The organism is Microcoleus sp. B5-D4 (assembly GCF_036705145.1).
Classification (GTDB): domain Bacteria; phylum Cyanobacteriota; class Cyanobacteriia; order Cyanobacteriales; family Microcoleaceae; genus Microcoleus.
The window spans coordinates 1-14,466 of sequence record NZ_JAUBTV010000126.1; the positions used below are offsets into that span (position 1 = coordinate 1).

Genomic DNA, 14,466 nt, shown 5'->3' on the forward strand with positions numbered 1-14,466 from the left:
TCTCTTGTTTCATCTGTAGAAAAAATTCTTAAAGAATTTGGAGATAATTATGTAATTAATTTTGCTTAACTACTTATAACTGCAACCCAAGCCTACGCAGTTCCCGTAACCTACGATTTCACCATTACTGTTACTAAAGGCGGGTTAGCGGGCAATTCATTCGACGGTTCTTTCAGCTACGATGATGCCAAATTGAAGGGAACGGGAGTCGAAGAATTGGGAATTGCTGAGGGATTAACGACCTGCCTAAATTACCTGGGACGCACTTATCGCGAAACCAATGATACCAGTTATCCTAACTTTCCCACACTCAGATTTGAGGATGGTAAGATTACACAACTAAACTTCTGGATTCAGCCGAATCAGCGAGTTAATTGGTGGAATTTACCTGGATGGGAAGTCAAGCTGTCTGAGCCTAAAATGAGCGATTCAACTGTTCCCAATTGTCAAAAACGGTGAGGCGTACTCAAGGTGCGCTCGACCGTAAAAATATAGGAGGAATTAGATGCAACTGCCTACATTTACGGTAATTTCAGGCAGCCATGCTACGAAGGTGCGAGCGAATTTTTGCGGTCGCTATGAACGAATGACTCAAAGATTGTTTGAAAAAAACCGCACGCTTCCTCTTCTCTCTGCGTCAAGAGTGCCTCTGCGGTTGACGATTTTCAATAACTATTTCCCATCCAATCTGGGGACTTCTTGCAAAAAACTGCCGCTCAACATTAACTCAGTCATCCGGTCTAAGTTGCCGCTGACTTGCAATTTTTTATCTGTTTGAAAGCGCTCGATATCTGCTTTTAAATTGCCGCTATTATATCCTAATTTACTCAAATAGTCAATAGCTTGTTTGTCACTTAACAAGATATCTGCAGACCGGAAAATCGGCACGTATTGATCGCGCCAAACCTCGGCAAAAGTTGCCCTATCTAAATAGAAAATCCTGCCCCGTGCCGGGTCTCCAATGACAGCTACACTGTCATTCATTCCCAGCAAAGCCACCGCGTGGGGTAGCTTCCGAGGGCCGTCAAACAGCCAAACTGCTAGCACTCCGGGGCGATTAATTTGCTGAATTTGCTCCCAAGTTGGCGTTAGTTCGATCGCATTTATGCCCAAAGCTCTTGCTGCTATTATTAACTGTGGCATCGAAGTTCCCAAGCGACTCGTGCCGGCAAAACGCGCTACACTCGATTCCGTCGCGTCGATTCCCCAACGCCTCAACACTGTTGCTAGCGCCGCGGGGGCGCAACTGCTGCTAGATGTTTGTCGAAATACACCGTTTGGCTGCAAATTATCTATTAAATCATCGTAAATTGGCGCCATAAAATAGTTTTCAGCGCCTGTAAATCCTCCCAATCCCAAGCAACCAATTAAGATTACTGCGATTACTTGGGGTCGCGCTGTCAACCAACTTATACTAAAGCCAATACCGCAGACTCCCATCAGCATCACTCTGAGTAAAGTCCAAGTAACTCGCATTCCGTGAAAACGCCACTCGATCGGCAAAGCAGGCATTTGAGGCATATTTAGAGCCAGTAGCAGCAAGGCAATATAAAAACCCAAAAACAGCAGGGCGATCGAATTTCGGCCCTTAAACAAATCATTAGCCGTCACTCCAGATCGAACTAACACCCGCCCGAACCGCATTCCCCAGACAAACAGCACCGAACCCAGCACCAGCGTCACTACTATTTCCATGAACTCAAAATTTTGTTGCTTAACTAGGTTGTAACATTTATGCGATGGACTTGAACCCCAATCAATAGTGGGAGATAAGAAGAGTGGGGGAGAGAATTTGACGATGTTTGGGTTGCATACCTCAATTTCTCGCTACAATCGAATAAACAGGATTTATCCAAAATCGAAGCAGGCAAAACAACCCTTAATCCTCAAGGCTTTGACCTGCATAGCTTGCTCGACATTAAGTTTGGTCAGATTTTTGTTGATGAGTCTGAGTCAATGGTTGAGTTAGTAAAGCAAGGAAAGCAAAAAGAAGCGCTGGAAGTTTTTTCCACAAAAAAAGGGGCATTAATTCTGAATGAGTATTAGGAATTAAATAACTACTTTGGTGAACAAGAGCCGGAAATTATTGAGGCTGCAAGTTCCAACGCCAAAGTCAACAACGAATCAAGGAGTAGAAAGTGCAATGTGGCACAATATTATTCGGCTTAGTAAAGTAGTTCCCTTGGGCTTCGGCTCCATTTTTTTCTTAATGATTAGCATCGGATTTGCCACTAAATTGAGTATGGATAATTTAGCCGAAGCTATTGAGTGGCAAACGCACACTTATGTAGTAAAGACAAATTTGCAAGCCCTAGAAAAAACTTTATTGGATGCTGAAACAGGACAGCGGGGGTTTATCTTCACTGGTAAGGAGGAATTTTTAGAACCTTATAAAAAGGGTCAATTAGCATTTTATAAAACAGCTAATGAGACAAATAAGTTAATAAAAGATATCCCTGAACAAGTTAAAAGTTTGGAGGAAGTTGAAAATTTGGGTCAGCAAAAACTCGATGAATTAGCGGAAACTATATCCCTGAAAAGGGCTGGTAAAGAACCAGAGCTAAGAGCGTTGGTGATTTCAGGTAAAGGCAAGATATTAATGGATGAAATTAGGGATAAGCTGGCCGAAATGCTTACGGTAGAAGATGCTTTACTGGTTCAACGAACAAAATTAGCAAAACAGTCGGAGCAATTAGCGACGATTGTTTCTATAGGAGGTACGGTTGTTGCTGTAGTATTGGGTTCATTTATTGTATTATTTATTTTTGATAAAATTATCCGACCAATCAATCAGGTAGCAAATACCATCGCCAGTTCTTCCACAGAGATTGCGGCCACAGTAGAACAGCAGGAACGCACAGCCGCACAGCAATCGAGCTCTGTAAATCAAACTACAATCACAATGGATGAGTTGGGCGCGGCTTCTCAACAATCAGCCCAGCAAGCCCAAGCTGGTGCGGAATCTGCACGGCAAGCTTTAAAGAGCACTGAAAAGGGAACCCTAGCAGTGGAGCAAACCCTGGAATCGATGACAATATTGAAAGAAAATGTCGGGGCAATCGCGGCACAAATTCTGAAATTGAGCGAACAAACCCATCAGATTGGCAATATCTCTACTGATGTCACAGATTTAGCCAATCAAACAAATATGCTGGCACTGAATGCCTCAGTAGAAGCAGTGCGGGCGGGCGAAAACGCCAAAGGTTTTACTGTCATAGCCACAGAAATCCGCAAACTAGCAGATAAAAGTAAGAAATCCGCCGAGAAAATTAACCGCCTAGTCGATGATATCAAGAATGCGATAAATTCCACTGTAACGGTGACAAAGGAAGGTACTAAAACAGTAGAAGAAGGAACCAAAATCAGTCAAGAAACGGCAGCAGCCTTCTCGGAAGTAGCAAATGCTGTTAACAATGTGGTATTAAACAATCAACAAATTTCTCTAACTGCTCAACAACAAGCAGTTGCTATTAAACAAGTAGTGGATGCTATGAACAGCCTCAACCTATCTGCCAAAGAAACCGCTAGTGGTATTACTCAAACCAAAGTAGGCACTCAACAATTGAACGATGCAGCCCAAAATCTCAATTCAATTGTCTAAAGGGTGCTCAGTGTTTTGGGCTAGCAGACTAGCAATTGATAGCATTGAGTCCATCGATTTTAGATTTTAGATTTTAGATTGAAGCATTGACTTGCGCGAGATAAATTCGGAGGGCCAGTTTCTCGGATACAGGTTTTTTATTTCTGGGTCCTGAGTCTGCTTTCGGAATGAATCACGTGGCGGGTATCCTGGATGCTTGATTGTCATGAATATATCTGGCAGCCCTCCCAGCTTGTCAAACTTGCGGCATCCAAGTCAATCGATTTTAGATTTTAGATTTTAGATTTTAGATTAAAGAATTGAAGCATTGACTTGCGCGAGATAAATACGTTCGGCAAGTTTCATCGGATACAGGTTTTTTATTTCTGGACGGATGAATCCGGCGGCTTGTATCCTGGATGCGAGGGGGTCAAAACGATCGCACGCGAGTGCATCGCCAAAGCCAGGGCGATCGAATTTCTGCCCTTAAACAACTCCTCTTCTGTAACGGACGATCAAATTAACACCCGCCTGAACCGCATTCCCCAGACCAACAGCACCGAACCCAGCACCAGCGTCACTACTATTTCCATAGGTTCCGAATATGGTCGCTTAACTCGGTTGTAACTCATATGTTGCACCATTCTCAATAAGCTTTTTAGGAACAGGCTCTCCGGCCTGTTCCACAAGAAAATTCACTCTTTGTGGAACAGGCCGGAGAGCCTGTTCTTGACAATGGTGCAAGATATCAGTTTTAACACGCTTTGCGATCGATAACTCCTGACCCCTGCTCAATAATGAATCCGTGTATCCGTGACTTCCGTGTCGTGCCTTTCTTCAACCACACCTAAAATTGGCAAAATGTCAAGGGATTCGATCGACTTTTCCCCACCTTAGCCACCAAGTCCCAAACAAGATTTAGCCCTGGAAAAAATTCCCCAAATCTTTTGCCACAAACGGCCACATCCGTTGTAATATAGATGTAAGTCACAGCCCGTTAAAGTAATCAACAAATAATTAGGCCGCTCAATATATTCACGCTCCAACGAGCGATGAGTTGTATTGAGCGTGCCTATTAAGGAGCGATCGAAGCTCCTCACACACCCCCAATATTCAGGAAGAATCATGCCATCAAGATCCGCCAACGATGTAGACGTAGCAGAGCAATATTGGCACTACCTAGAAATATCCAAGGTTGCAACTATCTTAGAAACCAACCTGGAAAACGGTTTAGAACCGACAGAAGCCAACCATCGCCAACAGAAATTCGGGCCCAACGAACTAACGGTTAAAGCAGGGAAACCAGCCTGGTTAAAATTCATCCTGCAATTCAACCAACCCCTCCTGATCATCTTGCTGAGTGCAGGTTTAATCAAAGCACTGATTGGAGAATGGCTCAACGCCAGCGTAATTTGGGGCGTAACAACTACCAACGCCATTATCAGTTTCATCCAAGAAGCGGGAGCCGAGAAAAAAATTGATGCCCTAGCCAAAGCTGTTACCACCGAAGCTACAGTCATTCGGGGCGGCAAAAAATTAAGAATTCCCTCAAAAGAACTTGTTGTCGGCGACTTAGTAACCCTGACTTCCGGCGACAAAGTACCGGCAGATTTGCGCTTAGTGAAAGTCCGCGACTTGCAAATCGACGAATCGGGACTGACTGGCGAATCTGTTGCTGTCGAAAAAGAATTAGGACTATCTGGAGACTTGGTTCTGCCACAAGAAACGCCACTAGCAGAACGGGATAACATGGCCTATGCCGGCAGTTTTGTCACTTTTGGCCAAGCTAGCGGCATCGTAATTGCGATCGCCAATAAAACCGAAACCGGCAAAATCTCCCAACTATTAGATCGGCACATCGATCTCACCACCCCCTTAACCCGCAAATTCAACCAATTCAGTCAAAACTGGCTGTTATTCGTGTTGGGAATGGCAACCTTGACCTTCGCAGTCAGATTGGGCAGACCTGTCCCAGAGGGGGTTTCAGCCTTTAAAGAAGCAGTCGAACCCGCAGTCGCCCTGATTGTCGGCGCAATTCCCGAAGGCTTACCCGCCGTCATCACCGTCACCCTAGCCGTAGGCGTTTCCCGGATGGCAAATCGCCACGCGATCGTCCGCAAATTGCCCGCAGTGGAAACCCTCGGCGGCGCTACCGTCATCTGTTCCGACAAAACCGGAACTTTGACGGAAAACGAAATGACGGTGCAAGAAATCTATTCTGGCGGCGAATCCTACTCGGTTACGGGTACGGGATACAGCCCCGAAGGTGAAATTCAACTCAACCAACTGCCAATTACTGTCAGCCAAACTCCAACTTTGCAAGAATGTTTGCAAGCTGGACTCCTTTGCAACGACTCTCAGTTGGAATTCAAAGACGATAATTGGATAGTCGTCGGAGATCCGACAGAGGGAGCGTTAATTGCTGCAGGCAAAAAAGCTGATTTGAGCCAGCAAATTTTGTCCAAGTCAATGCAGCGGCTGGATTCAATTCCCTTTGAATCTCAGTTTCAATACATGGCGACGCTGCACCGAACTCCCACTGGCAAAATTTTGTACGTCAAAGGTTCCGTAGAATCAATTCTCGGCCGCTGCGGTTCCAGTCTCGACACTCAAGGAAATCCGGTAGAAGTCGATCGCGAACAAATCCACCACCAAGTCGATGAAATGGCAAAGCAAGGCTTGCGCGTCTTGGCTTTAGCGAAAAAGCCAGTACCGCAAAGCCAAAATTCCGTCGATCACTCGGATTTGGAGTCAGGGCTGGTTTTCTTGGGACTGCAAGGCATGATTGACCCGCCGCGGGCAGAAGCGATCGCAGCCGTCCAAGCTTGTCAAACCGCCGGCATCCAAGTCAAAATGATTACCGGCGACCACATCGCTACAGCCAAGGCGATCGCCCGCCGCATGGGATTCCGCAAAACTAAACACCACAGGGAACTTGTAGCCTACACCGGTGCTCAACTCGCCGCAATGAGCAAGCAGGAACTCGGCGAAGCCGTAGAAGCCGGCTCAGTTTTTGCCCGCGTCGCCCCAGAACAAAAACTCCGCCTCGTAGAAGCTTTGCAAAATCAAGGCGAAATCGTGGCGATGACGGGAGACGGCGTTAACGACGCGCCGGCGCTGAAACAAGCGGATATCGGGATTGCGATGGGCAGCGGTACTGAGGTTTCTAAGGAAGCCGCCGACATGATTCTTACCGATGATAACTTTGCGTCGATCGAATCTGCTGTCGAAGAAGGGCGATCGGTTTACAAAAATCTGCTCAAAGCAATCAGCTTCATTCTCCCAGTCAACGGCGGAGAATCGATGACAATTTTGCTCAGCACCCTCCTCGGTCGAGAATTGCCGATTTTGTCGCTACAAATTCTCTGGCTGAATATGCTCAACTCAATTACGATGACTGTGCCGCTTGCTTTCGAGCCCAAGTCAGCGGGAGTGATGAAACAGCAACCGCGACCGGTAAACGAACCTTTTCTCACCGGAAATCGGATCAAGCGGATCATCGCTATTTCTCTTTACAACTGGACTCTGATTTTCGGAATGTTTGAATGGGTGCGCCAAGCGGATTGGGGAACTTTGGCACTTGCCCGCACGATGGCGATTCAAGCTTTGGTAATGGGGAGAATTTTTTACTTGTTGAGTCTCAGCCAGTTGTTGCCTTCTTTGATTGCTAAGTTTAGCGGTTCTAAGGAAGAAGTTAGCGGCGCTCCCGCCCTCGGTGTGGGAATTGTCCTGGCGATAATTTTGCAGATTATCTTTGCTAATTCTCCGTTTGTCAATCGCATATTTGAGACGGCTCCGATGAATCTGGATCAGTGGCTGATTTGCTTCGGCGTAGCGCTACCGATGATCGGTGTTGCTCTTTCCGTCAACCGCTTTGACCCGCCCAACTAATCGAACTTGTAGGTACTGCCACCGATTAGTAATTTCGGGTGTTCAGAAACCCGGTTTCTTGAAGAAACCGGGTTTCTCTGTTTTACAGAAATCGAACCTGAAAGCCCACGTCACATCATATCCAGTAAATCACTTACGATTAAGGCCAATTTTAGTCCACCAATGAAAACCAGTTAACCCCTTTCAAACAGCCAAATCGTATAATGTTAATTATTTCTGTATAAAAGACTACAATTAGCCTGAAAAAAATAGACATATATTAACAAAGTAAATGTGCGGTGGCTGCGATGTTTGCAAGTTATTGACAATAGATTTGAAGGCTGCCCGATCGGCCTTCGCTACAATCTTTAGCCCGCAAGTCTTGGTTTAAACCAGTTTTGATAAGCAAACCCGATCGCCCTTTCCAACGGTTCGTTATCGATAGCGTGATCCTAAAAGATTTACTTATCAATCAAATTTAATAATTGTTTTAGAATTTCTGCAATAGTACGGTAGAGTTAATTATCAAGCCAAGAAAATGTGCTGCTCGCTTTTTGGGAGATCGCACCGCTCGGCCGATCGAAATATTGAGTTAATCAAAAAAGTAAAATCAGCAGGGATAGTTTAAAGACTTATACTAGCGATAAATCTTTTGCTCCCTCCTGCCAACCTGCGCTCAAAACAGTTCGCTAAATTCCCTTAGCGAACAGAAAAAAAGCGCATTGATAAACTTCAGTGAATGTTGTTACAGAAGATTATGAATTGCAGCGAGGCTAGGCTATGACAAGATTTTCAGATGAATTTTCTGCGCTTTCTCGGCGTAAATTTATCGTTACAGCAGGTGCATCTGCCCTGGGTTCAATACTGCTCAAAGGTTGTTTGGGAAATCCCCCAGAACCCGGTGCAACTGCCAGTGCTGGCGGCGCAATACCCGCGGCTACCTCAGTAGTGGCTGTTGCCAACGAGAAAAGAGTCGAAGGAATTGAAAGCACTAAAATTACATTGGGATATATCCCGATCGTCGAAGCAGCACCTTTAATCATTGCCCAAGAAAAAGGCTTTTTTGCCAAATACGGCATGACTGAGGTAACAGTTGCTAAGCAAGCCAACTGGGGATCTGCCAGAGATAACCTAGAAATTGGATCGGCAGGTGGCGGCATAGACGGCGGCCAGTGGCAAATGCCGATGCCTTATCAAATTAGTCAAGGTCTGATCACCAAAAACAGCGTCCAAATTCCCATGTATGTTCTGGCCCAGTTGAACACTCACGGAAATGGAATTGCGATCGCGGCCAAACACCAAGGCAAAGGCCTCGGACTTAAACTAGATCAAGCGGCCCAAGACTACATCAAAGGCCTCAAACAAGCAGGCACGCCGTTCAAAGCAGCCTACACTTTTCCCAAAGCCAACCAAGACTTTTGGATTCGCTACTGGCTGGCAGCTAACGGCATCAATCCCGACACAGATGCCGAGTTGCTAACAGTACCCGCTGCCCAAACCGTCGCCAACATGAAAACTGGAAGTATGGACGCTTTCAGCACCGGCGACCCCTGGCCCCTGCGGATTGTCAAAGAAAACATCGGCTTCATGTCCGCCCTCACCTCCGAAATCTGGAAAGATCACCCAGAGGAATATCTAGCAATTCGCGGCGACTGGGTAGACAAACACCCCAAAGCCACCGAAGCCTTACTCGCAGGACTAATTGAGGCCCAGCAGTGGTGCGACAAACCCGAACATCGAGCCGAATTAGTCGCCATTGTTTCTGGAAGAAACTTCTTTGACGTATCTCCGAGTGTTTTGACGCCTCCTTATCAAGGCAATTATGTTATGGGCGACGGCAAACCAGACATCAACGACTTCAAGAGCAGTCCGCTGTACTGGAAAGACGACCTCGGCAACGTTTCCTATCCCTACAAGAGTCACGATTTGTGGTTCATTACCGAAAGCGTGCGCTGGGGTTTCCTGCCGACAAAAACCTTGGCAGACAAAAAGACACTCATCGATAGAGTCAACCGCGAAGATATTTGGAAGAAAGCAGCTCAATTAGCCGGAGTTGCTGATGCTGACATTCCCAAAAGTACGTCTCGCGGCGTTGAAAAGTTCTTTGACGGCAAAGAATTCAACCCGGAAAATCCCGAAGCTTATCTCAAGAGTTTGGCAATTAAAAAAGTGTGATGGGGTCTTAGCTTCCCATAATTTAGTCTCGAAATTTAGTCTAGAAAATACACAGCACCAGAGATAGGAGATTAGCAGCATGGCTGTAAGTACAAGTCGGAGAGGCGGAGTCGATGTCCAAGGAGCATTTGGCGAGTTTTGGAAAAAGAATTCCTCGAATATCTTGCCGCCAATTTTGGGAGTAATTGGATTTCTGTTAGTTTGGCAATTCCTGTCGAGCACCGGACTGATCAAACTGCCGGGACCGATCAGTGTTTGGACTGACGAACGGACGCGGATATTGTTGCTGTATCCTTTTATGAACTCCAAAACCTACGGAGTCGGCTTATTTTGGCAGACTTTGGCTAGTTTGGAACGGGTGGCAAAAGGCTACACTCTCGCGGCCGCTGTGGGAATTAGCATGGGAGTTGTGGTAGGTACGAATCCCTTCTTGAACAAGGCTTTAGATCCGATTTTCCAGTTTTTGCGGATGGTGGCCCCTTTGGCTTGGGTGCCCATTGCCCTGGCTGCACTGCAACAAAACGAACCTGCTGCTTTGTTCGTGATTTTTATCACTTCAGTTTGGCCGATTTTGATCAACACGGCTGAAGGTGTTCGCCAAATTCCCGACGATTACAACAACGTGGCGAAAGTGCTGCAACTTTCTCGAAAGGAATATTACATCAACATCTTGTTTCCGTCGGCGCTTCCTTATATCTTCACAGGATTGAGAATTGCGATCGGTTTGGCTTGGCTGGCGATTATTGCTGCGGAAATCGTGATGTCTGGGATTACGGGTATCGGCTTCTTTATTTGGAATGCTTACCAGCAAAACTACATCAGCGAAATTCTGTTAGCGGTGTTCTACATTGGCGCAGTTGGTTTGTTGCTCGATCGCATGATGGCTTGGTTGCAGCAAAAGATTGCTCCTTCTCAAGGAAAGTAGCTAATTAGATATGTTGACGGTTGACTGTTGACGGTTGACTGTTGACGGTTCACGGTTACAGCAATTACGAACTCCCTGGCTGAGAAACCTTTTTTTTAAACTCTTGTTAATGGATTAAAAAAAGTTTTTTGGTTGATTTAAGAAACAGGTTGCTGTATCCAGTCATATATTAACTATTAGCTGTTATATATCAACAGCGAACAGCGAACAGCGAACAGTCAACAGTCAACAGTCAACAGTCAAATAACAAACCTACAAAAAAGGCAAGAAAATCATGTCTGTTTTGATTGCAGTAGAACAAGTCGGAAAAGTATTTAATTTAACAGACGGCGGCACATACATAGCCCTCAAAGGCATCGACTTAGAAATTAAAAAAGGAGAATTTATCTCCTTAATCGGACACTCCGGCTGCGGTAAATCTACGCTACTAAATATGGTTGCAGGTTTGGATCTACCGACAGAAGGATTGGTGACGATCGACGGACAAAGAATCACCCAGCCCGGCCCCGATCGCATGGTAGTATTCCAAAACTATTCGCTGCTACCTTGGCGGACGGTCAGAGAAAACATTACCCTAGCGGTAGACTCGGTAATGAGTGGCTTACCCAAAGCCGAACGCCTCGAAATCATTCAAAAACACATTGACATGGTGGGGTTGACGCCTCACGCCGAAAAACAACCTGCATTGCTATCAGGGGGACAAAAACAGCGGGTGGCGATCGCCCGTGCTCTGGCCCTGCGCCCCAAACTGTTACTCTTAGACGAACCCTTCGGCGCTTTGGATGCTTTGACTCGCGGCAACTTGCAAGAAAAGTTGATGGAAATTTGCCAAGAGTACGAAATTAGCGCCCTGATGGTAACTCACGATGTGGATGAGGCCGTGTTGCTGAGCGATCGCATTGTCATGCTCACCAACGGCCCAGAATCGAAGATTGGCGGCATTCTCGAAGTAGACATCCCCCGCCCCCGCAAACGGATGGAAGTAGTCTCACACCCCAGCTACTACGCTCTACGCAGCGAAATGATTTACTTCCTCAACCAGCAGAAGCGCGTCAAAAAACTGCGGGCGCGGAAAGTACCCGCGATCGCCCGCCACGGCCTAGAAAAAGTCAACCTCGAACTCGGCTTTATCCCCCTAGCCGCCTGTGCTCCCCTCGCTGTCGCCAAAGAAAAAGGCTTTTTTGCCAAGCACGGGCTCGATGAAGTCCACCTCGTGCGGGAAACAAGCTGGCGCGGCATCGTAGACGGCATCGCCGCAGGTTACTTAGACGCAGCCCAAATGCCCTCTGGGATGGCGATGTGGTTGAGCTTGGGGGGCCACCAAGAGCAGCCGATTCCGACGGTTACAGCCCTCACCATGAGCCGCAATGGTAACGGAATTACCCTCGCGAGGCGCTTTTACGACCAAGGGATCTACACTCTGGCAGACTTTAAAAAAATGCTCCAGAGAACGCCCGCGCAAACCCACCGTATGGGCATCGTTCACCCTTCTTCGATGCACAACCTGTTGCTGCGTTACTGGCTGGCTTCCGGTGGCATTGACCCGGATCGCGATGTGTTGCTGAAAAATATCCCACCAGCTCAAATGATCGTTGACTTGCAGGGCGGCACTATTGACGGTTTCTGCGTCGGCGAACCTTGGAACTTGCGGGCATCGATGGAAGGAGTCGGCTTTACAGTGGCTACAGATTTGGAACTGTGGCCCGGACACCCCGGCAAAATTCTCGGAGTTCGGGAAGACTGGGCAAATGCTTATCCCAACACTCACATTGCTCTAGTCAAAGCTTTGCTCGAAGCTTGTCACTACTGCGCCGATCCAAATCACGCCGCCGAGGTTTCGGAAATTGTCGCGGGAAGGGAGTACGTCGCTACTGATAAGAGTTACATCCAACTAGGCGATCCGAGATCTGTTGCTTGCAACCTCGATACTCCGATGCGGGAATACGCCCACCACTTGTTTTCTGGAGATGGGGTGAATCGCCCAAGCCGCACCGAACAACTCTGGCACATGGTGCAGATGGCGCGCTGGGGCGATACTGTGTTCCCGCGCAACTGGGTGGAAATTCTGGAGCGGGTGGTGCGAGTCGGTGCGTTCAGCACGGCGGCGCGAGAGCTGGGGATGGCTGATATTACTTACACTCGCGGTTCTCTCAGCTTGTTTGACGGCTCGGTGTTTAATGCTGACGATCCGATCGGCTATCTCAACAATCTGGCGATTAAACGCGATTTCACGATGGCGGAAGTTGTACTCGATTCCGGCCGCCGAGCTGCTTAGAGCGGTTTTTAGTTAGATAAAAACAGGGTAATTGCTAATTGTTAGTTGTTAGTTGTTGGTTGTTAGTTGTTAATTGTTAACTGCTAATTGCTAGTTAGTAATTCCCTCTTCCTTCTTTCCTCTCGCCTCTTCCTTCTTTCCTCGCAAATCACCCAATCACAATTTCCTAAACCCATGCTCAACACCACTAAAAACCAGACGAACACCAAAACTCAAATCCAGCCGGGAAAAGGCCGCCGCCAACCTTTTTTGGTGATGGACAATGTTTATAAAGTATACCCAAACGGTTACAGGGCTTTAGAAAACGTCAATCTGAATGTAGCTGAGGGAGAGTTTATTACTCTGATTGGACACTCGGGCTGTGGCAAATCAACACTGTTAAATATGGTGTCGGGTTTTAGCCATCCGAGCCAGGGCACCGTGTCGATTAACGGAGAGCGGATTACGAAGCCGGGCCCCGATCGCATGGTGGTGTTTCAGGGTTACGCTTTGCTGCCTTGGCGGACGGTGTTTGAAAATGTTTATCTGGCGGTTAATGCTGTATTTCCTGAGAAGTCGAAGGTCGAAAAAAATGCGATCGTCAACGAGCATTTGGCGATGGTGGGATTGACTGAAGCTGCTGAGAAAAGACCGCCGCAAATTTCGGGGGGGATGAAGCAGCGGGTTTCGATCGCCCGCGCTTTGGCAATTCGCCCGAAAGTGCTGATTTTAGACGAACCTTTTGGTGCTCTGGACGCAATTACTAAGGAGGAATTGCAAGAAGAGTTGCTGAAAATCTGGAACGATCACCGCTGTACGGTGTTGATGATTACTCACGATATTGATGAAGCGCTGTTTTTGGCCGATCGACTGGTGATGATGACTAACGGCCCGTCGGCGACAATCGGTGAAGTTTTGGAGATTCCTTTCCCCCGTCCGCGCGATCGGGTTCAAATGATGGAAGATCCGGAATACTACAATTTGCGGAACTACGCCCTAGATTTCCTGTTCCGTCGTTTTGCACACGATCACGATGCCTAATCGGTTGGCAAATCAAAGTTAAAGAGAAGAATTATGAGACTTCTCGAAAAATTTTAATTATTGTGCAGAGTAGGGGTTGGGCATCGTGCCGGCCCTTGACTTACTTTTTTGCAGAAGTCTATTGAAAAGTTTAAGCCTCAGTGTTCCCCGATGTCAGAGGAACATCGCTACGGGCGCAATTTTCCCGATCCGGTTGGGTAAACTGAAGCTTAATGGTGGACGAGAAGTTTTTTCGGACGTTCGGATCTTTTTCCCAGCTTTTACGTCTACCAGCGAAGAGACCCGATTGCCTAGCTGTCGGTAAGCTGGCATGAACATAGCCCACCTTCGATCGAGGGTGGGCTTCTTCTTCATGTTATTAACCGTTTGTGGGCGATCGGTGGTTGGTGCATTCCACCCTTGGAACTGGCACACTGCAGGAACGTTTATGGGTGTTTCATGGATTAAGGCTGTTGTCAATATAGCGGTTTTCAGTGGAGTGAAGTACAGCCGATCGGGTAGGGAAACGGCTGATCCTAAGTCCGGCGCGGGACTCTGTGACTTTTAACCCACATTCCGCACCCCCAACTGGCACATACGCGGATTGAGGAAGTAAAAGTGAATCATCGGAGATAATAATGA

At 47.1% G+C, this 14,466-nt stretch carries 11 protein-coding genes; 8 read left to right on the top strand and 3 right to left on the bottom strand.

The features are described 5' to 3' along the window. Positions 1 to 192 precede the first annotated feature (192 nt). The gene (locus QUB10_RS31920; RefSeq protein WP_333207140.1) at positions 193 to 459 is read left to right on the top strand and encodes a hypothetical protein; all 267 of its coding nucleotides are present in this window, start codon (positions 193 to 195) and stop codon (positions 457 to 459) included. A 213-nt stretch (positions 460 to 672) separates the two neighbouring features. Here the strand turns inward: QUB10_RS31920 and QUB10_RS31925 are convergent, their stop codons facing one another. Continuing rightward, a complete protein-coding gene (locus QUB10_RS31925) occupies positions 673 to 1,695 on the bottom strand; it encodes a cysteine peptidase family C39 domain-containing protein (protein WP_333207141.1) in 1,023 nt (340 codons plus the stop codon). 370 nt (positions 1,696 to 2,065) lie between these two features. Here QUB10_RS31925 and QUB10_RS31930 point away from each other — a divergent pair, with 370 nt between their 5' ends. The 7 genes from QUB10_RS31930 to QUB10_RS31960 all read left to right on the top strand — a co-directional run bounded on the left by QUB10_RS31930 (position 2,066) and on the right by QUB10_RS31960 (position 13,845). Further along, the gene (locus tag QUB10_RS31930; protein WP_333207150.1) at positions 2,066 to 3,601 is read left to right on the top strand and encodes a CHASE3 domain-containing protein; all 1,536 of its coding nucleotides are present in this window, start codon (positions 2,066 to 2,068) and stop codon (positions 3,599 to 3,601) included. A gap of 312 nt (positions 3,602 to 3,913) precedes the next feature. Next, entirely contained in the window at positions 3,914 to 4,207 is a 294-nt protein-coding gene (locus QUB10_RS31935; protein ID WP_333207142.1) for a hypothetical protein, read from the top strand. Between the two features lie 498 nt (positions 4,208 to 4,705). After that, entirely contained in the window at positions 4,706 to 7,471 is a 2,766-nt protein-coding gene (locus tag QUB10_RS31940; protein ID WP_333207143.1) for an HAD-IC family P-type ATPase, read from the top strand. Between the two features lie 759 nt (positions 7,472 to 8,230). Next, a complete protein-coding gene (locus QUB10_RS31945; RefSeq protein WP_333207144.1) occupies positions 8,231 to 9,625 on the top strand; it encodes a CmpA/NrtA family ABC transporter substrate-binding protein in 1,395 nt (464 codons plus the stop codon). 79 nt (positions 9,626 to 9,704) lie between these two features. After that, complete coding sequence (ntrB, locus tag QUB10_RS31950) at positions 9,705 to 10,550, top strand: nitrate ABC transporter permease (protein ID WP_333207145.1); 846 nt, start codon at positions 9,705 to 9,707, stop codon at positions 10,548 to 10,550. A 274-nt stretch (positions 10,551 to 10,824) separates the two neighbouring features. Next, positions 10,825 to 12,825, top strand: coding sequence for a nitrate ABC transporter ATP-binding protein (locus tag QUB10_RS31955; RefSeq protein WP_333207146.1), 2,001 nt, complete (start codon positions 10,825 to 10,827; stop codon positions 12,823 to 12,825). A 174-nt stretch (positions 12,826 to 12,999) separates the two neighbouring features. Then, positions 13,000 to 13,845 carry a nitrate ABC transporter ATP-binding protein gene (locus tag QUB10_RS31960; protein WP_333207147.1) on the top strand — a complete coding sequence of 282 codons (846 nt, stop codon included), beginning with the start codon at positions 13,000 to 13,002 and terminating at the stop codon, positions 13,843 to 13,845. A 153-nt stretch (positions 13,846 to 13,998) separates the two neighbouring features. Here the strand turns inward: QUB10_RS31960 and QUB10_RS31965 are convergent, their stop codons facing one another. Next, positions 13,999 to 14,304: a hypothetical protein gene (locus tag QUB10_RS31965; protein ID WP_333207148.1), complete on the bottom strand. Its 306-nt coding sequence runs from the start codon at positions 14,302 to 14,304 to the stop codon at positions 13,999 to 14,001. After that, positions 14,282 to 14,466: hypothetical protein (locus QUB10_RS31970; RefSeq protein ID WP_333207149.1), on the bottom strand; the 185-nt coding region annotated here is incomplete at its 5' end. The genes QUB10_RS31965 and QUB10_RS31970, both read right to left, overlap by 23 nt.

Coding starts and splice junctions, on each gene's coding strand:
- QUB10_RS31925 (WP_333207141.1), bottom strand. CDS start 1,695: ATGGAAATAGTAGTGACGCTGGTGCTGGGTTCGGTGCTGTTTGTCTGG.
- QUB10_RS31940 (WP_333207143.1), top strand. CDS start 4,706: ATGCCATCAAGATCCGCCAACGATGTAGACGTAGCAGAGCAATATTGG.
- QUB10_RS31945 (WP_333207144.1), top strand. CDS start 8,231: ATGACAAGATTTTCAGATGAATTTTCTGCGCTTTCTCGGCGTAAATTT.
- ntrB (WP_333207145.1), top strand. CDS start 9,705: ATGGCTGTAAGTACAAGTCGGAGAGGCGGAGTCGATGTCCAAGGAGCA.
- QUB10_RS31955 (WP_333207146.1), top strand. CDS start 10,825: ATGTCTGTTTTGATTGCAGTAGAACAAGTCGGAAAAGTATTTAATTTA.
- QUB10_RS31960 (WP_333207147.1), top strand. CDS start 13,000: ATGCTCAACACCACTAAAAACCAGACGAACACCAAAACTCAAATCCAG.